Origin of the sequence: Anaeromassilibacillus sp. An250, from assembly GCF_002159845.1 — a bacterium.
GTDB classification, from domain to species: domain Bacteria; phylum Bacillota; class Clostridia; order Oscillospirales; family Acutalibacteraceae; genus Anaeromassilibacillus; species Anaeromassilibacillus stercoravium.
The window spans coordinates 1-21,659 of record NZ_NFJK01000031.1 but is presented as its reverse complement, the minus strand read 5'-3'; the positions used below and the strand labels follow the sequence as shown (position 1 = coordinate 21,659).

The window sequence follows — 21,659 nt, the reverse complement described above, 5'->3', positions numbered from 1 at the left end:
GTATCCCTTTTGGCATAATAAAGCACCCCACTTGTTATCCAGTATATCATACTGTCTAACAAATGGGGTGCAGTTCAGAAGGGAGGTTCCGGGCGTATGTTTTTGGTTGGGAAGGGGTCATACGGTTCCTTCCCCGTCCGGTTCGGGCTGGGTGACGTCCACCAGCTCCGCCAACTGTTCGGCGGAGAGCTCCTTCTGGAAGCGGTCGTGGATCGTCAGGTCGTATTCCGCCTGGCCGTTGTCCAGATTGCCCGCATAGAAGGAGACCGAAACCAGGGAGAGGTTGCCGGTGTCCAACCGGTCGGAGATCGCTTTGCAGCGCTGTGCAAACGCCTGGGCGTCCGCGTCCTGCCCCACCAGCCGGACGTCGATGTGGACGTCGTCGTAGGCGCGCAGGTCCTGGTAGGTCTGCGGGAGGTCCCGGCTGCCGCCGTTCAGCGAGACGTGGACCGAGAGGGAAGAAATCTCCTGCGTCCCCTGGAGCTGCTCATAGCATTGGTCGCTGATCTGCTGGGAGATGGATGCCTCCGCCTCATAGCGGCCCTCGCCGTATTCATAGACGACCGAACCCGCGGAGAGCAGCAGGCTGCTGCCGATGACGCACAGGCAGAAGAACCCGCTGAGGAAGTCGTATTTGAGTTTGTCCTTGCGGAACAGGAAATTGCTTGCAAGCACCTCCACGCCAAGGAGGATCAACAGCACCGGCGACCACTTTGCGGCGGTAAAGAGCATCTCCATGTTGTGGAACAGCAGGAAGAGGAGCACCAGCACGCCGCAGGCGATGAGGGCGACCCCCATCGTGAAGCTCCCCACCCGGCGCACGCGCTGGGGTTTTTGCAGCGGCTGGGGGCCGGGGGCCGCGTGCTCTGTGTAGCCGGCAGGTTCCGGGGAGGGGGTCTTTTCGGTCTCCCAGCCGGCGGCGGTATCCCCAGCGGAAGGCTGCGGGATGCCGGAAGAAATGTCCATCCAAGTCTCATTTTGTATCATGGTCGTCGCCTCCATATTCCACATAGTCCTGATCGTCCTGCTCGTGGACCGTATACTTCTTTTTGCCGCCGGTCACCAGGTAGATGCCCAGCAGGATGATGGCGGTTGCCACGAGGATCGTCGGCAGGCTGTTGATGAGATGGTACAGCCAGGGCATGATCTCCGAAAGCTGGTACAGATAGGGGCCGACGATGTTCTGGAACAGGATCCACGCGCCAAAGAAGATGCAGATGATGCCGACCAGCAGGTGGCGCCGCTTCAAGACCACCTTCCAGTCCTTGTTCAGAAGGCCGTCCATGTCAAACAGGAAGTGATCCTCCCGCGCCATGCGCTCTTCATAGGGGACGTTGCGCAGGTTCATGGCGTCGAAGAAGGAATAGAACCAGATGACCGGCAGCAGGATCAGCAGGAACGAGAGGTTCAAAAAGCCGGACAGGGCGATGGTCAAACAGAAGAGCAGCATCAGGGAGGCGCCCTTTTTCATCAATCCCAGGTACATGTGGCCCGCACCCGGGAACAACGAGAACACAAAGGTCCAAAAACTACTTTTTTTCATTGCCGGAATCTCCTTTCAAGGTGAAGCTTTGGAAAAATTGTTGGATGCCGTCCGTCATCCGGTCTCCGATCTCCCTGGTTTTATCGGAAAATTGCTGCGAAAAGGAGGTCAGGTTTTGGAAGGGGTCCGGCGTATGGGAACTGGTTGGCACGGTGAACACGCCGCCCAGCCATAAGAGCATGGTGAGGCAGGCCGCGACGCCCGCTGCCACGTAGCGGTTGAAGAACAGCTGCACGGCGCGCTGCCGGATGCTGCGCATCACGGAGGGCCGCAGCGTTTCCGGGGCGGGAAGCAGCTCGTCCTCGCAGAGGCGCGCGGTGTAGCGCTCGGTGCAGTGGTCGCAGAAGGCCAGGTGCTCCGCGATTTCCAGCCGGGCGAGCTCATCCGGCTCCCCATGCAGCAGGTCGTCAAACGCGCGGCCGGTCAGATGGCCGTCTTGGTCGAAATAGGGTTTCATCGGTCAAGCTCCTTTCCCAGCTGCTCGCGCAGAATTTGTTTCGCGCGGTAGAGCTGTGTCTGTACGGTTTTTTTCGGCCGGTTGAGCCGCTTTGCGATGTCCTCAACCGGTTTTTCCTCCAAAAAGTAGAGGATGGAAACCTTGTGGTAGGGCTCCGGCAGCGCCCGGATGCGTTCCTGGATGCGGGCTTCGCCCTCCTCCGCGAGGAACGCTTCTTCGGGGCTGCCTTGGGCCGGCAAAGCGTCCAGAGCCTCTTCGCCCGGGGCGCTGACGCGCCGCGCATAGGCGCTTTTTAAATGATCCTTTGCCTTGTTCGCCGCAATGCGGCAGATCCAAGGTTTGTAGTGTTCGGGCGGGCAGCGGTCAATGCTGCGGTAGGCGGCGAGGAACGTCTCTTGCGCGAGGTTCTGCGCCTCCTGATAGTCCCGCACCATCTGGAAACAGACGGTAAACACGAGCTTCTCGTATTGCCCGACAAATTCGGAAAACGATTCATTTGTCATAACTGCCCGTGTCCACCCCCTCCATCCGCATGTGCTTCACGGCCGTTCACTTGATAAAACGAGGTTCCCATCGGGATGACTTCAAACGATTAAAAAAATTTTTTATTTGGCGGCAGGCGCCCTGCGGTATAGGTCCGGCCGTCTATTTTTCATCGGTATGGGCCTCGAAAGGGAAAGAAATCCGATTTTATAAGGGAATTGATCGAAATAGATACAATTTATTTGTAAATAAGAGATATAGAAACCAAACGCATAGCGTGATAAAATGTTAATAGAAATTTATAGATCGTTTTGTTGAAATATGAATATTATTGGCGTGGATATGGAAATGGAGGAAACCCTCCACCCATTTTGCAGAGGGAGCTTCCACAGGCCCTATGCGTGGGCCGCCAAGTGGGTCCAGAAGACGTATATAGCATGGCAACACAGGCATTTGAGGAGACTGGGGGTTGGATTATGGAGAAAGGGAAGAAGCTTTTTTCCATCCTGTTCCGTGTATTGAGTACCTTGTTTGTAGCCGGGGCAAGCTATGTTGCGCTGGCAGGGACGTTCGGAATCGGGAAGGGCTGGCGGTGTGTGCTGCTCCTGTTGGCCTGGGCCTTGCTCAACGAAGATGCGATTCGCCTCCTTTGGAATCACTGGAGAAAGGGGACGGCATTGGATTGGCAGACGCCCACGATGGTGTCTCTACTCATTGCTGCGTTCGCATATGTGGTGTGCTGCGTGGCAATCGGTATATCTGGATAAAAACGACTCCCAAAAGGCAGATACGTAAAAAAGGAACTTCTTTTCCAAGGGGAGAGAAGTTCCTTTTTGCTTGCTTATTCCGCGGGGCTGATCGCGTCGATCGCCCGAAGCTCTTCCTCGGTAAAGGAGGTGTGGCCGACGATCTCCAGGTTTTCCAGAATCTGTTCCGGCTTGGAAGCGCCGATCAGCACGCTGGTCACTTCGCCATCGCGCAGCACCCAGCTCAGGGCCATCTGCGCCAGGGTCTGGCCGCGGTTTTTGGCCAGCTCGTTCAATGCGGTGATCTGCGCGAGCTTTTCCGGCGTGAGCTGGTCCGCGTGCAGGAAGCGCCCGTCCGTCTTGATGCGGCTGTCCTCCGGGATGCCTTTCAGGTATTTGTCCGTCAAAAGCCCCTGCGCCAGCGGGCTGAACGCGATGATGCCGCAGCCGTTCTGCGCGGTAAAGGACTTTACGCCGTCCGTCTCGATGTGGCGGTCAAAGATCGAATAGCGGGTTTGGTGGATGATGAACGGGCATTTGAGCTCCTTGAGGATCTCCATCGCCTGCCGGGTGTGTTCCAGGTCGTAGCGGGAAATCCCGGCGTACAGCGCCTTCCCGCTCTTGACCGCCGTATCCAGCGCCATCATGCTTTCCTCCAAGGGGGTGTTGGGGTCCATGCGGTGGTGATAGAAGATATCCACATAGTCCACCCCCATGCGTTTGAGGCTCTGGTCCAGGCTGGCGAGCAGGTATTTCCGGCTGCCCCAGTCCCCGTAAGGGCCGTCCCACATGGTGTAGCCCGCCTTGGTGCTGATGACCAGCTCATCGCGGTAGGCGTGCAGTTCTTCCCGCAGGATGCGGCCGAAGTTGCGCTCGGCGCTGCCCGGCTCCGGGCCGTAGTTGTTGGCGAGGTCAAAATGGGTGATGCCGTGGTCAAACGCCGTGAAACACATGGCCTTCATGTTCTCGTAGTTGCCGTTGGAACCGAAATTATGCCAGAGGCCCAGGGAGAGCGCGGGCAATTTCAGCCCGCTGTTGCCGCTGCGGTGGTAGGTCATCGTGGCATACCGGGTATTACTAGCGGTATAAGACATGCAAAATCCTCCTATTTATTTTATTAAGTGAGCCACTTGCTTTTTCAAGAAGCAAAACTTTCAACAACGGATTGTTGAAACAGTGGAAAACATTACGAAACGTAATGAACTGCGCGCATAGAACGGCGGGATTATTCGTCCAGCGGGTGGAACGCCAGGCCGGTGAGCAGCTTGGGATAGAACCAGGTGGACTTCTGCGGCATGGTCTCCCCGGCGTCCGCAACCTCGCGGATCTCTTTGACGCGGGCCGGATTGACAAAAAGGACGCATTGGCTTTCCCCGGAACGCGCCGATGCCAGGGCCTCGGAAAAATGGCGCGTATAGGTGAGGTTTTCCTGCTTGGCGAGGCTTTCCGCGCCGATGCCCAGCATCCCCTCCAGGATGACCTTGTGCAAAAGGGAGACGTTCAGGTTCCGCGTGGCCGGGCTCTGCTCCGGGCAGAGCCGGTCCATCAGCGCTTCGTCCTTTAAAAGCAGCAGATGCCAGGTTTTGCCGCCGGAATAGTAGGCAAACGCCTTTTTCGCCTGCCGGTGGAGCGCATCCATGTTGGTCTCGATGTATTCCGGAGGGGTGTCCATCTCATACACCTGGAAATAGGCCTCGCACTGCTTGAGCAGGGCCGCTTCGTCAAAGTGCTCCAACCCATGCACCAGCCGGTGGATCGGCAGCACGGCCAGCCCCGCGCTGTGGAGGTCCGCCAGGCCGGTCAGGATGAATTCCCCGCCGGGCAGCCCCTGTTCGCGGCGCCAGTTGCGGAAATGCAGCGCCGTCTCGTAGCGGTGATGCCCATCCGCTATGTAGATGCGCCGGTCCCGGAAATCCTCGCACAGTGCGCCGAGGACCACCCGGTCGTTGACCACCCAAAGCCGGTGCGTGACCCCATCCAGGGTGCAGGTGTAGCGCGGCGTATCCATGGAAAGGCGCTCGATGCGCTCGCGCGTTTCGCGCTTTGGGTCCTCGTACAAGCCGTATACGGGGCTGATGTTGCAGCCCGTGGCCTGCATCAGCTGGAAGCGGTCGCGCTTTGCCGCGTCGAGCGTATTCTCATGGGGCAGGACGGCGTTTTCCGAAAAATCGGAGAGCCTCATGCGGCACAAAAGGAGCTTGTTGCGCAGGGTTTCCCCGCGGACGGAAAACTCCTGCTCATAAATGAACATGGCCGGGGCGGGATCCCGCTTGAGGATCCCCTGCTCGGTCCAGGCGTTCAGCAGGTCCGCCGCTTGCGGATAGGAATCCGGGACTTCCAGGTGCATACTGTTGTACGGGCTGCGCGCCAGATAGGTTTCCCGGTCGCCCGGGGCAAGCACATCATAGGGAGGGCAGACGAGGTTTTCCAGGCTGCCGGCTTTTGCCGTATAGCGCAGGGCGCGCAGGGGTGCGATTTCTGCCATGGAGACCACCTTTCCGGCTTCGGAAAGAAGCCATTTGATTTCAATAAACAAATTTTGCCCGGAATGCGGAAAAAGTCCCCGCCGGACGGTGACAGAATTTGGCTTGCGGCCGTTCGCATACAAGGGCGTTTCTTTTCTAATTATAGGAAGGAGCGGTTTGTTTGTCAAAACGATCGCGAAAAATGCCGGGATGCGGCTTTGCATCCCCCGGCAGCAGCTGGATAGACGTCCATCCGGGGCCTGTACAAGCCATTTAAAACGAAAAGTACGCGATGGATAGAAAAACAACCTGTTGTATCCATCTCTGATACCACAGGTTGTTTTACCATATAAAAATACGGATTGTATTGTTTGCTTTTGACGGCGGGTACAACCCATGGCGGCAATTTTGGCATCCCTTCCCCATAGGTGCATGGAAAACGGGAATGTAAAATCAGACTCCACAGAGAAACGCCCGCATACCCGTTAAAAGCAAATTGCGGAAGACGCCCGTCTAGCTCACGTGGGGGACGGGATGGTCATCGCGGCGGAACAGCAGGCTGACGCACCAAAGGGCGCACAGAGCGATCACCACATAGATGATTCGGCTGATAATGCCGGCCTGTCCACCACCGATCCAGGCCACGAGGTCAAATTGGAGAAGGCCAACCAGGCCCCAGTTGATGCCGCCGATAATCAGCAGCGTCAATGCGATTTTATCCAACATATGCTTTCTCTCCTTTGGCCCGTCGGGGCCTTTAACTTTTGCGGATAAATCCGCTTGTCCCCATTTTTCCCGTTTCGAAGGGAAATATACAGCGCGCGTATCCGTTAGACGGCAAAATATCCCTTCTTTAGCCAATTTTTAACAAAATAAAACCCGCTCTTAATATTGGGAGCTTATACTCTTGCCGTAAAAAACAAACTGGTTCAAAGAAAGAAGGAAAATCATTATGAAAAAAGCAATGGCGTTTTGCCTCGCAGCGCTGATGGCGGCCGGAATGACGACCTCCGCGTTTGCAGCGGCAAAGGACGTGAACCCCGGCAGTGTAACGTTTGATCAGGATTCCTTTAGCAATGGCAAAGCCAGCGTAGAACTGGAATATGACGCTGTGGCGGAGCCGACCTATACCATCACCATCCCGATGGGCGTACAGCTCGTCAAGGGCGGCACAACCTCCACGTTCAAGGCGGAAGGCATCTCGAATTTGAACGGCGGCAAGATTGTGCTCTCGATTACCAGCACCCGCAAGTCCGGTATGCCGGATGACTGCCCGGATTTCGCGCTCTATCGCGGCCACAACTATGTGCCGTATGAGGTGCAGGGCTTCTATAAGGACGGTACATCCCACTTTGTCAGCGAACTCAATAAAGAAGTGATGTCCTTTGATGAGGACGGCGAGTACCGCTACAGAGTCATTCCGTCCAAGATCATCCCGGTGACCGGCACCTATTGGGGCAACATCACCTTCCAGTTCGATATCGTCGGCGCAGAAGAGCCGGAGCCCGATCCAAATCCGGAAGAGGAATATGCATCCGTCAAGGTGAACTTCCAGCTGCGCGGCACGGATACGATTGTCGGTTCGATGGATTACCAGATGCCAAAGCCGGGCGACGGGAGGTATATGCTCTATGCAAAGAATTCCCAGGTGGAGATCCCGGAGGGCTATTCCTATCCCGATGACCAGGACCCGTGGAGAACCATCGTGGTGAAGGACGGCGTGCCGAATCCAGCGGAAGTTACCTTTGAGGTAGTCGCCGAATAATCTTGTTTGCAACTCTATCTACGATAAACAACCATTTCCCAAAACATCGAAAAGGCAGCTGTGCAACCGCGCAGCTGCCTTTTCGCCGTCTTCGGGGGGGGGGTGGGGCGCGGCCCTGCGGGGATTTCCCTGCGCGGAGCGGGCAGGGATCTGTTTGGAAAACGCTTTCCTCAATGCATCCCCCGGAAAAGAAAAGGCTTGCCGTTTTGAAAAGTCCGGCGGAGGATGAATAAAAACTCAATCTATATGGATTTTTGTTGCAGAAATATGGATATTTGTTTTAATTTCTTGTAAGCATAAAAAGAAAGCTACGCAAATGATAGTATAAAAATAATGGCACAAAGATTTATTTTTTAGGTATTTCACCGTAAATATCTGTTCCATAGAGATTTTCTGGCGTTGTGAAAATGGTCCAGCAGCCATTTTTACATAAAGTACACAGGAACGAATCCTGTATAAGAAGGAGAGAAAAACGTGAAGAGAGTAAAAGCACTGGTAAGTCTTCTGCTCTGCGCAGCGCTGATGGCGCCGGCGACAACCTCCGCTTTTGCAGCGGCGGACTACACTGTGCAGCCCCAAAGCGCCGCCCACCTGACGGCTTTGTCCTCTGCGGCCTCAGGCGTCCTGCAGAAGGTCCTTTCCGTACCGGCCACCGAGCAAACACAGGCGGCGGGCGAAACAGCGGAAAGCGCCAGAGACAAAGAGGAAACCCTGAAGGCACAGGAGGAAGCCGCCGCAGGGAAGCTGCCCCCGCAGATGGGATGGTCGACCTGGAACTTCTTCCGCGAGAAAATCAACGAAGAAAAGGCGATGGATGCGGCCAAAGCCTTGGTAAACACCAATCTAAACGATCACGGATACGTGTATTTCAATTTGGACGACTGCTGGCAGTCCAATATGCGCGACGAAAACGGCCGGATGCAGTTTGACCTCACGGGCTTCCCGAGCGGCCCGGATTTCATCAAGCAGGTTAACGCGCTCGACCCGGAGAACCCGCTCAAGGTAGGCGTATACAGCTCCTGCGGCGACCTCACCTGCGAGGATATGCCCGGTGCGGCGGGGAATGAAGAACTGGACGCCCAGACCTTTGCGGAGTGGGGCGTCGAATACCTGAAGTATGACTATTGCCATGTGGTCGATATGGGGTCCGATATCGGCTACACCAGCTATACAAAGGCGCCGGATGTGGACTACATCACGGTCGCAAAGGCGGGCACGCCGGAGGGCGAACAGCTCCAGGCGGAGGACGCCATTCTGGAGGGGAACGCCGCTGTGGTCAGCGGGGGCGGCTGCTACGGCACCGGCTACGTGACCGGCCTGAGCGCAAACGGCGGTTCCATCACCTTCCACAAGACGGTGGACGAGCCGGGTCAGTACGTCCTGACCATCGGCTTTAAGAAGACCGCCTCCACCACGTCCAAATATGCGCAGATCGAGGTCAATGGGGAGCGCACCTATGAGACGACGATCGCGCGCACCAGCGGCTGGAGCAACACCGGCCGCCAGCAGGTCTATATTGACCTGGACGCGGGCGAAAACACCATCAAGATCTTCAACCCCATCGACGGCCAGAAGGCGGACTCTATCCGCCGGTATTCCAAGATGGGCAACGCCTTGAAAGAGGCGACGGCAAGCGTTGCCGAGCAGACCGGCGCGGAAGAGAAGCCGATTTTCTTCTCCGTCTGTGAGCACGGCAGAACCAGCCCCTGGACCTGGGCGGGCGAATTTGCCAACTCCTGGCGTACTTCCGGCGACATTTCCGCAAGCTGGAATTCCGTCATGAACAACTATGAGATCGCGGTCAACCTCTGGTCTTACCAGAAGCCGGGCACCTACAACGACCCCGACATGCTCGAGGTCGGCAACGGCAACCTGACGGAGACAGAGAACCAGGCGCACTTCTCCCTGTGGGCGATGATGAATTCCCCGCTGATCCTGGGCTGCGACATCCGCGACTTCGTCTCGGAGACGAGCCCGGACGGTGTGGACCATGAAGTGCACAACGGCGCATACGACATCGTCACAAACGACGCGGTCATCGCGCTGAACCAGGACCCGCTGCTCCTGCAGGCGAGCCGCATTTCCACAGCGGACGGCATCGACATCCTGGTGAAGCCGCTGGAGAACGGCGAAGCAGCGGTCTGCTTCTTCAACAAGAGCGCGGCGGACGGCGCGACGGCGAGCGTCGACCTGTCCACCCTGGCGGACGAGGACGACCGCATCACGCTCCCGTCCAGCTCCATCTACATGGTGACCGACCTGTGGGGCGACGGGACCGAGGAAGTCAGCAGTGAAACCCTGTCCTCCGGCGCAATCCCGGCCCACGGCGTGAAGCTCTATCGCGTCAAGGCGGCGGAGCCGGGCAGCATCGATAAGATGGCGTCGGTCCAGATCAGCTCGGATTCCAGCATTTACAATGCGGGCGAGACCGCAGCGTTCGACGTGAAAGTCGAGAACGTCGGCAGCGAGACCATGAAGAACATCTCCATTGCGCTTGACGCGCCGGAGAGCTTCACCGTCACCGGCGGCGAGACCATCGACGAGCTGGCCTTGGGCGAGACGAAGACCGTCACCTTCCAGGTCACCATGCCGGAGGATGCGTCCTGCTCGATCGACAAGCCGGCGGACGACTATATCCTGTCTGCAACGGCCACCTACCGCTACGACGGCGACAGCGAGGATACGGCAACGCTGGACACCGAGACGGTCCGGGTTTCCAAAGCGCCTGAAAACACCGTCACGAAGCTGGGCGACTATCCGTGGCTGAGCGCGACGGTCGGCTGGGGCGACGAGCCGGGCCGCAATGTGTCCATCGACGGCAACCCCCTGCGCTTGGGCGGGGAGACCTACGCCTCCGGCATCGGCGTCCATGCGGCCTCCGAGATCCAGATCTATCTGGGCGGCGGCGACTACCAGTTCCATTCCTTCATCGGCGTGGACCAGGAGATGCAGGTTGCCACCTCGAGCATCCAGTTTGAGGTTTTGGCCGACGGAGAGCGCGTCTATCAGTCCGAAGTGCTGAACGCGAACGACCGCGAAGAGGTCAATGTGGTCCTTAACGATTGCCGTGTGCTGACCCTGCGCGTGACCGATGCGGGCGACGGCATCGGTTCCGACCACGGCGACTGGGCGGACGCAACGGTCACCAAACTGGAAGACGTAAAGACATACAACATCGAAATCGCAGACACCGAAAACGGCACGATTACCACCGACCCCGAGGGTTCCGTCCTGGACGGCCTGCCGGTGGAGATCACGTTCACCCCGGCGGAAGGTTATGTGACGCACATGGCTGTTGTCAATGGGGAGATCGTGCTCCCGGTTGACAACCAGTACACCCTGACCAATATCACCGAAGATGTGACGATTTCCGCAGAATTCGTCGCAGAAGGCGGGACCGGCACCCAGGTTGCGGTCGTTTCCGCGGCCAACCCGGCTGCACAGGAAGTGGATTACGGCACGGCATTCGATGCATTGGACCTGCCGGATACCATTGCACTGCGCCTGGAGGACGGCCTGCGCGCCACGGTCCCGGTGGTTTGGGACAGCGAGAGCTACGACCCGTATACCTCGGGCGAGCAGACTGTCTCCGGCGAACTCACCTTGCCGGCATGTATTGTCAACACCAATGACGTGAAGGCCGCCGCCGTTGTCACGGTAGGCGAGGAAACCGTGCGCAACATCGCGCCGGAAGGCACCGCGTATGCGCCGGATACCGCCCTTGGCAACAAGAAGGAGGCCGCGTTTGTCAACGACGGCATCTATGACGACCAGGCGCCCGGCGCAGACGGCAAGGGCGTGTTCGGCATGAAGGTGCTCGACCAGATCCCGGAAGAGGACCGCTATGTCCAGGTGACATGGGATACCCCGAAGGATGTCGAGCGCATGATCCTGTGGAGCTACTTTGCCAAGGACCAGGGCCCGAAGAACTTTGACGTCCTCGTGACCAAAGACGGCAGCTCCTGGGAGACGGTTGCCAATTCCGGCGACATCACTTGGAAGCAGAACCCGGCCGACCGCGAGCAGCAGCAGAAGGAAATTGTCTTTGATTCGGTGCAGGAGGATATTTTGGGCCTGCGCATCTATGTGAACAGTTCGTATGACGCCAATTGGGGTGTCAACGCTGTCATCACCGAGCTTCAGATATTTGGAAAGAATAGCAGTGAAGAAGAAAAGGTTAGCGTAAATTTTACAGAGCCCGTTAACGGTAAGATTTCGGCGGCTACAGACAGTGGCGAAATCGTTGCGGGCCAAACCGTAGCCGTCGGAACAAAAGTCACCTTTACCTTCACCCCGGATGCGGGGTACTATGTGAGCCGCGCGCTGATCAACGGCGAGGAAGTGCCGCTCACAGCCGAAAATACGTACACGATGGAAGTGACCACGGACGTCACCGCAGACGCGGAGTTTGCAGAGGACGTGCCGGTGGAGCACAGCCTGACGGTACAGTACGACGGCAGCAAGGTCAACCTGAGTGTGGACGGAGAAGGCCAGCACATTGCGGACCTGATCGGCCGCTATACGGACGGCGTGCTGTCCGGCACAGAGCTGGATCTGACGTTTGCCCCGGCGGTGGACGGCAGGGAGATCGCCGGCGTGATGGTCAACAACGAGGCGCAGGCCTTTGACGACCCGGCCGAATATGTCTATTCGCTTACGATGCCGAGAGCCGACACCGAACTCAACTTTGCGTTTACGGTTGTCAACAAGATGACCCTGCGGCAGACGATTGCCATTGCCGAAGCGCTTCAGGAAGGCGACGAGTATGCAAACGTGATCCCGAGCGTCAAGGAGCGCTTTGACGCGGCGCTGGAGAAAGCGAACGAAGCCGCAGCGGAGCTCACGGCAACCCAGGCGGAGATCGACGAGGCGTGGAGCGGCCTGATGGATATGATCCATCTCCTGAGCTTTGCGCCGGGCGATAAGACCGAGCTGAACACGCTGCTGGAGATTGCCCGCGCGCTCGAAGAGGCGGACTTTACCCCGGAGAGCTGGGAAAACTACCTGCCGGCCTACGAGGCTGCCGAGGAAGTCGCAGCGGACGAGGAAGCGCTTGCGGGGGACATCGAGAAGGCGTGCGACGATCTGCGTGCCGCGTTTGACCAGCTGGTCCGCGTGACCGATTTCTCGATGTTGCAGATGGTTGTGGACAAGGCGAACAGCCTTGACTTGAACCTCTACATCGACGATGAAGCCATGGCGGCCTTCAAGGACGTGCTGGCAGAGGCGGAAGAACTGCTCGCGAATGCGAATGCAGAGCAGGCCGACGTGGATGCGAAGGCACTGGAGCTGTCCGATGCAATGGCAGCCCTGCGGAAGATCCCGAACAAGGATGAGCTGAACAAGCTGATTGCGGAGATGGAGCAGAAGGATCTGGACGGCTACACCGACCGCAGCGTGGCGGCCTTTAAGGCGGCATTGAGCGTTGCGAAGACGGTTGCCGCGGATGCGGATGCAGACGAGCAGGCGGTCGCAAAGGCATATACCAACCTGGAAGCTGCCGCGAATAACCTGGTCAAGGCGGAAAAGCCGGGCACGGGCAACAGCGGCAAGGGCAGCACGTCTGCCAACATCGGCAACGCATATGGCGCAGCGGGGGTTGTATCCGCAGCGCAGGGCGTGGCCAGCCAGAAGGCGTATGTGGTTTCCGATACGACGGTCAACTTCACGTTGAAGAGAGGCAGCGCATACTGCTTCAAGATGACGGTGGTCAACGGCAACACCCTGACGCCGAGCTTCACGGTCGGCAACGGCGATGTGCTCAAGACGCAGTTCGTGGCGAAGATCGGCAACGACTACTATTACAGAGTCTATGCGACCGGCACGCCGGGCCAGAGCACGGGCGTTTATACCACCCTGCCGGGCAATGTCCCAGTGAAACATTGTGCAGTGACGATTGGCTAAATGCTTTCTTAGGGAACGCCGTAGGCGCGAAAAGACGCCGTGCGTCCAGTGAAGCATTGTGCCGTGACGATTGCGTAAGAGCTTTCGTAGGACTTCCTACGTGGAGCACAAAACAAACCAATTGCGGTTTGCTTCCGTAGGGAACGCCGTAGGCGCGTCCTGACCGGAGGTCCGCGAGAGGCACTGCGTGTCTATTGATCAAACAAGCTTCGTTATTTGGGGAGTAAACAGGGTTTTGAACCCTGCGGCGAATTCGCCGATACAGAACAGCCGGACCCATGCAAGTGGGCGTGGGTCCGGCTGTTCTTTTTTTGATGAAAGGCCATCCAGGACGGGCGCGCCCTGCGAGGCCCCCGCGCACTGGCCCTTTTTCCTGAAATCCCTTGACACGCTGCCGGACATGTGCTATAGTGACAGCGATTTCATACGATGGGAGTTGAAAACGTGCGCACTTTTTCTTGCTGAGTGTTTGAAAGAAACCGGCATTTCCAAGGGGAACGGGACGTTCCTCTGGCTTGGGATGCCCTGCAAGAAAGCGACACGTTCTGCAATCCCCTTTGACCGTCCGGCGCCTTAGCGCCTGCGCAACCTTGGCGCGCGCAAAAGGCCGGACCCCGTAAAACAGAGCGGCAAGACCGCCTCTGTTGATCCGCATAAAAAAGGGCCGCAGGAAAGGTGACTTTCTTGCGGCTTATTTTTATGCGTGGAGGCGATTGCATTGGCTTTGATACAAGTGAAGGATCTCACGTTTGGATACGACGGAAACCCGGATAATGTGTTTGAACATGTCACCTTCCAGATGGACACCAACTGGAAGCTTGGGTTTATCGGGCGGAACGGGCGCGGCAAGACCACCTTTTTGCGCCTGCTTTTGGGGGAGTACCCGTACCGGGGGACGATCTCCTGCCCGGTCCCCGTGGCGTATTTCCCGTTCCCGGTCCCGCATCCGGAGCAGGATACCCAGGCTGTGGTGGAAGCGCTCGCGCCGGACTATGAATTGTGGCGGCTACAGCGGGAATTGTCCCTGCTGCGGGTGGATGCGGAGGTGCTGGACCGCCCGTTTTGTACCTTGAGCAACGGCGAGCAGACCAAGGTGCTGCTGGCGGCCCTGTTCCTCGACGAGGACCGGTTCCTGCTCATCGACGAGCCGACCAACCATCTGGACGAGGAGGCGCGCGACGCCGTGTGCCGGTATTTGAACGGGAAAAAGGGGTTTATCCTGGTCTCCCACGACCGCACCCTGCTCGACGGCTGCGTGGACCATATCCTCGCGCTCAACCGGGCGGACATCGAGGTACAGGCGGGGAATTTCCGCTCCTGGCAGGAGAACCGCAACCGGCAGGACCAGTTTGAGCGGGCGGAGCAGGCCAAGCTGAAAAAAGAGACCGCCCGGCTGGCACAGGCTGCGCGCCGCACCGCGGATTGGAGCGACCGGACTGAAAAGGGCAAATTCGACACCCGCAATTCGGGCATCCGCCCGGACCGCGGCTATGTGGGCCATAAGGCGGCCAAGATGATGAAGCGCTCGAAAACCATCGAGGCGCGGCGGGAAGCGGCGCTGGAAGAGAAGGCAAAGCTCCTGAAAAATCTGGAGGAAGCGGAATCGCTTTGCCTGCACCCCATGGACTACCCCAAGCGCGTGTTGGCCGAGGCGGAAAACCTCTCGGCCTTCTATGGGGATAAGACGGTCTTTTCAGAGGTGCGCTTTTCCATCGAGCAGGGGGACCGCGTAGCGGTCTGCGGAAAAAACGGATGCGGGAAATCCACCTTGCTGAAACTGGTGCTGGGGGAACCGGTGGCGCACAGAGGGGCCCTGCGCATCGGCGGGAATCTCGTGGTGTCCTATGTGCCGCAGGGGACGGCCGGGCTGCACGGGTCCCTGCGCGCGCTGGCACAGCGGGAGGGCTTGGACGAACCCCTGTTCAAGGCCATCCTGCGCAAACTGGATTTTTCGCGGGAACAATTCGACAAAGATCTGGAGACGTACAGCGAAGGGCAGAAGAAAAAGGTGCTGCTGGCGAAAAGCCTTTGCCAGCCCGCGCACCTCTATGTCTGGGATGAGCCGCTCAACTTCATCGACGTGCTTTCGCGGGTGCAGATCGAGGACCTGCTCCTTGCCAGCCGTCCCACCCTGCTGTTTGTGGAACACGACCGCGCGTTCCGGGAGCGGATCGCCACGAAAGAGATCACCCTATAAAAGCGCAGCCCTGTGCGGGGCTTTTCCCGGAAAATAACGCAGCAAAAACCCCCTCTCTTTCCCGCGGTGCAGGATCTCTACAGGGGAGAGAGAGGGGGTTCCTTTCGAAAAGAAAAGCATTTGCATGGAGCATGCAGAACGCTGAAAAGGGCGGCGGAGAAACATCTCTGCTGCCCTTTTTGTATGATTCGATGCGGCCGGCTTACTGAGCCGCCAATTCCAACGGCGCGGAGGATATCTCCTGCGAAACCGCCGCCTCCTGGATCAGCTTGCCGGGGTCGGCCAGGACCGATTGCGCGGCAAAGGCAGCGGCGCCCAACAGGACCGGGCTGCCCGGCAGGCGGTTGACCTCAATGGCCACCTCGCCTGGGGACAAAGTATGGACGCTCTCTTTTACGCGCTCGCGCACGGTTGCGAGCATCCGGTCCGGTGCGATCTCTGCGAGCTCGTCGCCGATCACGATGATGCCCGGGTTGAGCTGGTTGATCAGGTTCGTGATACCGATGGAGAGGAATTCGCACACGCGGTCGTATTCCTCGCAGGCGACCGGGTCGCCCTGTGCCACCGCATGCGCCAGGGCCTCGGTGGAGAGCGCGTCCGCCTGTAGCTTGGAGGCTTCCCCGGCGGCGAGGCGTTCCCGGATGCGGCTGCGCAGTGCCAGCGTGGAGCAATATTTTTCCAGGCAGCCGCGGTTGCCGCACTCGCATGGCAGTCCGTTGTAATCGATGGAATTATGGCCAAATTCCCCGGCCAGCCCGCGCTGCCCGGTCACAAGGCGCCCTTCCGAGATGATGCCGCAGCCCACGCCCTGCCCGGCGAGCACATACAGCATATTCTGCGTGGCGGGCTCCTGCCCGTGGTACCAGAGCTGGGCGAAGGCGCTGGCGTTCGCGTCGTTGACCACCAGGAAGGGGAGGTCGAGGCCCTTGGTCAGGGTCGCCCGGATCGGGTAGTTTTGCCAGCCGGAGAGCTCCGTGACAAAGAACAGGCAATCCCGGTCCTCGTGATATGGGCCGGGCATGGCCATGCACGCCGCGGCGATCTTCGTTTCCGACTGGGCCAGCGTGTCTTCCACCGCCCGGCGGATGCGCGGCAAGGTCGTCTGCACGGGTTCCCCGGGCGCAATCGGGAATTCCTGCACGTGGAACGGTTTCCCCGATAGGCCCGCCAGGCATAGATAAAACGCGCTGCGCGTCATACGGATGCCGATGACATGGCAGTGCTCTTCGTTCAGTGTGATGCCAATGGAGCGGCGGCCTTTGCTGCCGCTCATCAACCCGGTTTCCATCACAAGCCCGCTCGTTATGCATTCGGCGATGATATTGGTGATGGTGGCCTGTTTCAGGCCCGAGAGGTGGGCCAATGTCGCGCGGGAGCAAACCCCCTGTTGCCGGAGGAGGTCGATGATTAATGCGCGGTTGATGGCCTGGCTCTTCTCCTGGTTGATACTTTTTTGATTTGAAGCGTTCATATTGCAGTCTCCAGTGTTGATTGTAGTGGGTTGCCCGATCCGCCGGTTTTGGCGCGGATAGGGCTTTTCCTTTACACTATACACGATTTTTCACAAAGCATAATGTTATATAGGAAATATTTTCACTTTCAAAAAATATATTTACTGATTAAACTACAAGTAAATTTACAAAAGAACAATAGAAATAATACACGATATAAAAAATCCTAATACAAAACGTGTATATATTGGTTATATGACAAGGGATTATCCCGAACAATGGATTTGGATGTGTTATAATATTTGTTTGGGGGAAAGGCCCTCCCATATGTGGGCTGCCACCGGGCAAATGGATCGGAAGAAGATGCTAAAATAGGGCCAGCAAAAAATCATCTGTACGATTAATATGATACATCCAAATATTAAATTCATAAATAGCGCTTAAAATTCTTTACAAAGCAATTGCTAAATTAGATATTATGCTATTATAGGTTGAGCGATTCATTGCTGGAAAGGAGGATTGTTGCGTTGTTATGATTTCTTTGGGCAGGAAAGGAGGGCACACGCTGGATAATAAGGTACACGCCGCGTGTACATAGATCAAATAGGAGGAGAAGTATGAAAAAAAGACTGTTAGCATTGTTGTTGGCACTGTCGCTGGCGGCGCCGGGCTTTGGAACCACCCCGGCTGCGTTTGCTGCGCAGCGCGGCGCGGAGCTCCCGCCGGACGCCAAAAGCACAACAGCGCCGGACAAAGACCTCCAGCTCAATTTCTGGATGGACGAAGGCGTCCCCTATTATAATGTAGTGCTCAATGGGACCACCCTGCTGGAGGATGGGACCCTGGGCCTGAATACCACGGCCGGTTCATTCCAGAATGACCTGACCCTGGTTTCGGAGGAGACTGGCAGCGGGGACGAGACCTGGACCCCTCTCGTAGGCGATAAGTCGTTGATCGAGGACCGCTTCAACGAGACGGCGGTCACCCTTTCCAACGCAGAGGGCAAGACGGTCACCATTGAAATGCGCGCCTACAATACGGGCGTGGCATTCCGCTATGTCCTTCCCGAGATGGAAACGGACTACCAGATCACGGACGAATACACGCAGTTTGCCTTCCCGGAGGGCGCGGTCGCCCAGATCCATGAGGGAACCAACCAGACCGTCCCGCAGACCATCCCGGTGGAATCGTTTGAAGGCAGGCATTATTGCCGCCCGATGACCGTGGAGTATGCGGACGGGGAAGTGGTCTCCATCTGCGAGGCCAATTTGGACGATTACGCCGTCATGTATATGACGAAGTGTGCGGACCGCACACTCCAGGCGAAATACGACGGGGACGTGGTCAACGTCTCCGCCAATACGGAGAAGTGCAGCCCGTGGCGCACCTTTGTGGTGGCCGAAGAGCTGGCCCGCCTGCCGGAAAACGAGGACATCATCCTGAACCTCAACGAGCCGGCGGACGAGGATATGTACAAATTCTCCGAGTGGGTCAAGCCGGGCCGCAACCTGATGCTCGGCGCTGGCAGCGAGACCACGGAGACCCTGAAAGACTGGATCGACACCGCGAAAGCGGAGAACTTTGAGTATGTCCTGCTGGACTACGGCTGGTATGGGCCGGAGCTGGACGACCGGTGCGACCCGCGCCTGGACCCGTCCAAATTGGAGCCGGAGCCGGGCGATTCCGAGGAACTGCTCGAAGTCAAACGCATCATGAAGGACTTTATCCCCGAGGATGGCGTGTTTGATGCGGGCGAGGGCTTCCCGCCATACGGCCTGCTCACGGGCGAACCCGTTCCCGGCTGGCCGGAGGGCGGCCTGTTCAAGCCCCATCTGGACATCCCCGCCATCTGTGAATACGCCAATTCCCAGGGCGTCGGCATGATCCTGTACGTCAACAACCGCCATATGTTTGACAAATACGGGCGGTATACGGTGGATGAGCTATTTGCACGCTTCGAAGAATGGGGCGCCGCAGGCGTAAAGCCCGGCTTTATGCAGGAGGGCGACCAGGAGTATGAAAAGCGCAACCAAGAGATGGTCGAGGCAGCCGCCCGCCATCATCTGGTGCTGACCATCCACGACGAATACGTCCCCACGGGATTGGAGCGCACCTACCCGAACCTTTTGACCACGGAAGGTATTTTGGGCGACGAGGGCATCCAGGGCGATCAGATCGCGCAGGACATCTCCACCCTGTTCACCCGCGCCATCCAGGGGCCGGCCGACCACACCTTCTGCTATCCGGGCAAGGCCACCAAGGGGTACGCGCTGGCGTCCTCCCTGTTGTTCCGCACCGGCATGCACTCCCTGTATTGGTACGGCAACCCGACCAACATCCCGCAGATCCCGGAGCAGGAGCGGCAGTTCTGGAAGGACCTGCCCAGCAATTGGGATGAGCTGCGCGTGCTGGAAGCTTCTATGTCCGAATATGCGACCTATGCGCGGAAAGCGCGCGGCGAGGACGTATGGTTTGCGGGAAGCATCTCCGCGATCGACCGCGAGCTGCAGATGCCGCTCGATTTCCTGACCCCTGGCCAGCAGTATGTGGCGGAGGTCTATGAGGATGAGATCGGCCTGAGCGGGACTTCTTCCGATAAAAACAGCAGCCCGCTGATCTGCATCAGCTACCTCGTGGATTCTACGGACACGATGTATTATCCCATGGCGTATGGAACGGGCTATGCAGTCCGCTTCCGTCCGGCGACGGCGGAAGATGCGGGCCTGCCGGTCTACAATATGAATGCAGAGCGCTTGCAGAACCATCTGGCCGGATTGGATTCTTTAAAGGAATCGGATTATACCGTTGCAACGTGGCAGCGGCTGGAAGAGGCCATTGCCGCGGCAAATGCGCTGCTGGAATCCGGCAATGCGATCACGGATGAGCAGGCGCAGGAAGCGATAGCTGCATTGGATGCGGCCAAAGAGGGCCTGCGCTCGGTGAACGTGCTGTTGGAGCAGGTCAACAAGGCCAAGTGCCTGCCCGAAGCGCACTATACGCCGGAGAGCTGGGCGCCGCTTGCAGAGGCGATGGAAGAGGCCAATGCGCTGCTCGCCAGCGTAGAGGACGTTTCCCAGAGCCAGCTGGACGAAGCGGCTGTCAAACTGGAGAACGCTCTGAACGGTTTGGTCAAGAAGGCCCTGGAGCTGGATACCACCGTGTACCTCAGCGATCTGGACTTTGAACCGGAATCCTATAGTGCTTATACGGCCATCCAGAAAGACCGTTCGCATGAGAATCCCAAATTGGAGCTGATCGTCAACGGCGAGCGGACCACCTTTGAAAAGGGCCTTGGCGCCCATGCCACGTCTGAGATTTATTACAACATCGAAGGCAAAGGCTATGAGATCTTCGAAGCCTATGTGGGCGTCGATGCACTCAAAGACAATATGGGCGATATCATCTTCCGCGTATATTCTGACGACGTGCTGATCTATGAGAGCCAGCCGTCCGGCAACGGCGCGACGGAAGCGCAGAAGATCTCTATCCCGGTTGCAAACACAAAGATTCTCCGCCTGGAAGCGGATACCAACGGGCCGGATACGGGCGACCATGCGGACTGGGCGGACGCCAAGTTCCTCACGATGAAGGAGATCGACCCGTCCAGCACGATCACCGGGATTTCGATCGACGGGGAACCGGTGCAGGAATTCGATCCGGGACAGTATGACTATTATTATCCCATCGAAGAAGGCGACGCGGTGCCGGAAGTGACCGTGGAAAAGAGCAATGACGCGGTCACCTATGAGATTTCCCCGGCAAAGAAGGTCCCGGGCGTGACCGAAATCACGGTCCACCGTCCGGACGGCGGCACGTTTGTCTACCGCATTTCGTTCTGCACAACAAAGGCTGTCTATTTGAGCGACCTGGAATGGGATTCCTTGGATAACCAGGGGACCTATGGACATGCGGTCAAGGACAGCGGCGTCGAAGGTTTGGACATGGTGGTCACCGGCCCCGACGGAGAGGCGCTCGACCTGCCGTTGGTCGATGGCAAGCGCAAGGGCATCGGCATGCATTCCTATTGCTCGGTGACCTACGACATCGCCGGCAAGGGCTATAGCCGCTTCGAAAGCTGGGTAGGCGCAAACCACCTCAAGGAATACGCCAACTCCATGATCTTTAAGGTCTATTTCGACAACGAGACGGAGCCCCGCTATACCAGCCCGGAGATGTCCTATCTGGTCCCGGCTGAATTTGTCAGCCTCGACCTGACCGGTGTGCGGACCATCCGCCTGGAACTGGACAGCAACGGTTCCATCAACGGCGACCACGGCAACTGGGCGGACGCGAAGTTCCTGAGCTATGAAGAGATTCCGGAGGAGACCGGCGTCGCGCTTGGCCTGGAAGCACCGGAGACGGTTGCAGCGGGCAGCGAGTTTGAAGTGAAGGGCACGATCGGTGGCCTGGATGCGCTGGAAAGCCCGGTGGCGTCCCTGCAGATGGTTATGAAGTATCCGGAAGGCCTGACCTGCACAGAGGTTGTCCCGAACGAAGTGCTGGGAGATACGTTTGAATACAGCATCCATGACGGCGAACTTCAGGTGAATTTCCTGTACCTGGCGAATGACATCGGCGAGGGCCTGCCGGCGGACCTGGACAGCCTGTTCACGGCGAAGTTTACCGCGTCCCCGGATATGGCGGAAGG

13 protein-coding genes are annotated in these 21,659 nt (G+C 57.9%); 5 read left to right on the top strand and 8 right to left on the bottom strand.

The window, feature by feature from the left end:
* Window positions 1–117: 117 nt before the first annotated feature.
* From B5F54_RS16465 to B5F54_RS16450, 4 genes are read right to left on the bottom strand one after another with little or no spacing between them, the layout of a single operon-like run.
* A complete protein-coding gene (locus B5F54_RS16465; protein WP_087235251.1) occupies window positions 118–987 on the bottom strand; it encodes a hypothetical protein in 870 nt (289 codons plus the stop codon).
* Window positions 974–1,543, bottom strand: a complete 570-nt coding sequence (locus tag B5F54_RS16460) for a hypothetical protein (protein WP_087235250.1) — start codon at window positions 1,541–1,543, stop codon at window positions 974–976. Before B5F54_RS16460 ends, B5F54_RS16465 begins: the two co-directional genes overlap by 14 nt.
* Window positions 1,530–2,000: a hypothetical protein gene (locus tag B5F54_RS16455; RefSeq protein WP_087235249.1), complete on the bottom strand. Its 471-nt coding sequence runs from the start codon at window positions 1,998–2,000 to the stop codon at window positions 1,530–1,532. Before B5F54_RS16455 ends, B5F54_RS16460 begins: the two co-directional genes overlap by 14 nt.
* Window positions 1,997–2,503 carry an RNA polymerase sigma factor gene (locus B5F54_RS16450; protein WP_087235248.1) on the bottom strand — a complete coding sequence of 169 codons (507 nt, stop codon included), beginning with the start codon at window positions 2,501–2,503 and terminating at the stop codon, window positions 1,997–1,999. The genes B5F54_RS16455 and B5F54_RS16450 overlap by 4 nt, the downstream gene beginning before the upstream one ends.
* A 456-nt stretch (window positions 2,504–2,959) precedes the next feature.
* Between B5F54_RS16450 and B5F54_RS16445 the strand changes: the two genes are divergently transcribed.
* Window positions 2,960–3,250 (top strand): hypothetical protein, encoded by a 291-nt coding sequence (locus B5F54_RS16445; protein ID WP_140400409.1) that lies wholly within the window; start codon window positions 2,960–2,962, stop codon window positions 3,248–3,250.
* 74 nt (window positions 3,251–3,324) lie between these two features.
* Here the strand turns inward: B5F54_RS16445 and mgrA are convergent, their stop codons facing one another.
* The 3 genes from mgrA to B5F54_RS16430 all read right to left on the bottom strand — a co-directional run bounded on the left by mgrA (window position 3,325) and on the right by B5F54_RS16430 (window position 6,420).
* Window positions 3,325–4,323: an L-glyceraldehyde 3-phosphate reductase gene (gene mgrA / locus B5F54_RS16440; RefSeq protein WP_087235246.1), complete on the bottom strand. Its 999-nt coding sequence runs from the start codon at window positions 4,321–4,323 to the stop codon at window positions 3,325–3,327.
* A gap of 131 nt (window positions 4,324–4,454) precedes the next feature.
* Complete coding sequence (locus B5F54_RS16435) at window positions 4,455–5,714, bottom strand: DUF1015 domain-containing protein (protein WP_087235252.1); 1,260 nt, start codon at window positions 5,712–5,714, stop codon at window positions 4,455–4,457.
* 493 nt (window positions 5,715–6,207) lie between these two features.
* Window positions 6,208–6,420 (bottom strand): DUF378 domain-containing protein, encoded by a 213-nt coding sequence (locus tag B5F54_RS16430; RefSeq protein ID WP_087235245.1) that lies wholly within the window; start codon window positions 6,418–6,420, stop codon window positions 6,208–6,210.
* A gap of 226 nt (window positions 6,421–6,646) precedes the next feature.
* On the opposite strand from B5F54_RS16430, the gene B5F54_RS16425 reads away from it, so the two are divergent.
* From B5F54_RS16425 to abc-f, 3 genes are all read left to right on the top strand, one after another.
* Window positions 6,647–7,459, top strand: coding sequence for a hypothetical protein (locus B5F54_RS16425; protein ID WP_087235244.1), 813 nt, complete (start codon window positions 6,647–6,649; stop codon window positions 7,457–7,459).
* A gap of 474 nt (window positions 7,460–7,933) precedes the next feature.
* A complete protein-coding gene (locus B5F54_RS16420) occupies window positions 7,934–13,363 on the top strand; it encodes an NPCBM/NEW2 domain-containing protein (protein ID WP_087235243.1) in 5,430 nt (1,809 codons plus the stop codon).
* A 718-nt stretch (window positions 13,364–14,081) separates the two neighbouring features.
* The gene (abc-f, locus tag B5F54_RS16415) at window positions 14,082–15,560 is read left to right on the top strand and encodes a ribosomal protection-like ABC-F family protein (RefSeq protein ID WP_087235242.1); all 1,479 of its coding nucleotides are present in this window, start codon (window positions 14,082–14,084) and stop codon (window positions 15,558–15,560) included.
* Window positions 15,561–15,762: 202 nt separating this feature from the next.
* On the opposite strand, the gene B5F54_RS16410 is transcribed toward abc-f, so the two are convergent.
* Window positions 15,763–17,031, bottom strand: coding sequence for an ROK family protein (locus tag B5F54_RS16410; RefSeq protein ID WP_087235241.1), 1,269 nt, complete (start codon window positions 17,029–17,031; stop codon window positions 15,763–15,765).
* 597 nt (window positions 17,032–17,628) lie between these two features.
* On the opposite strand from B5F54_RS16410, the gene B5F54_RS16405 reads away from it, so the two are divergent.
* A partial coding sequence (locus B5F54_RS16405; protein ID WP_087235240.1) for an NPCBM/NEW2 domain-containing protein occupies window positions 17,629–21,659 on the top strand: 4,031 nt, incomplete at its 3' end.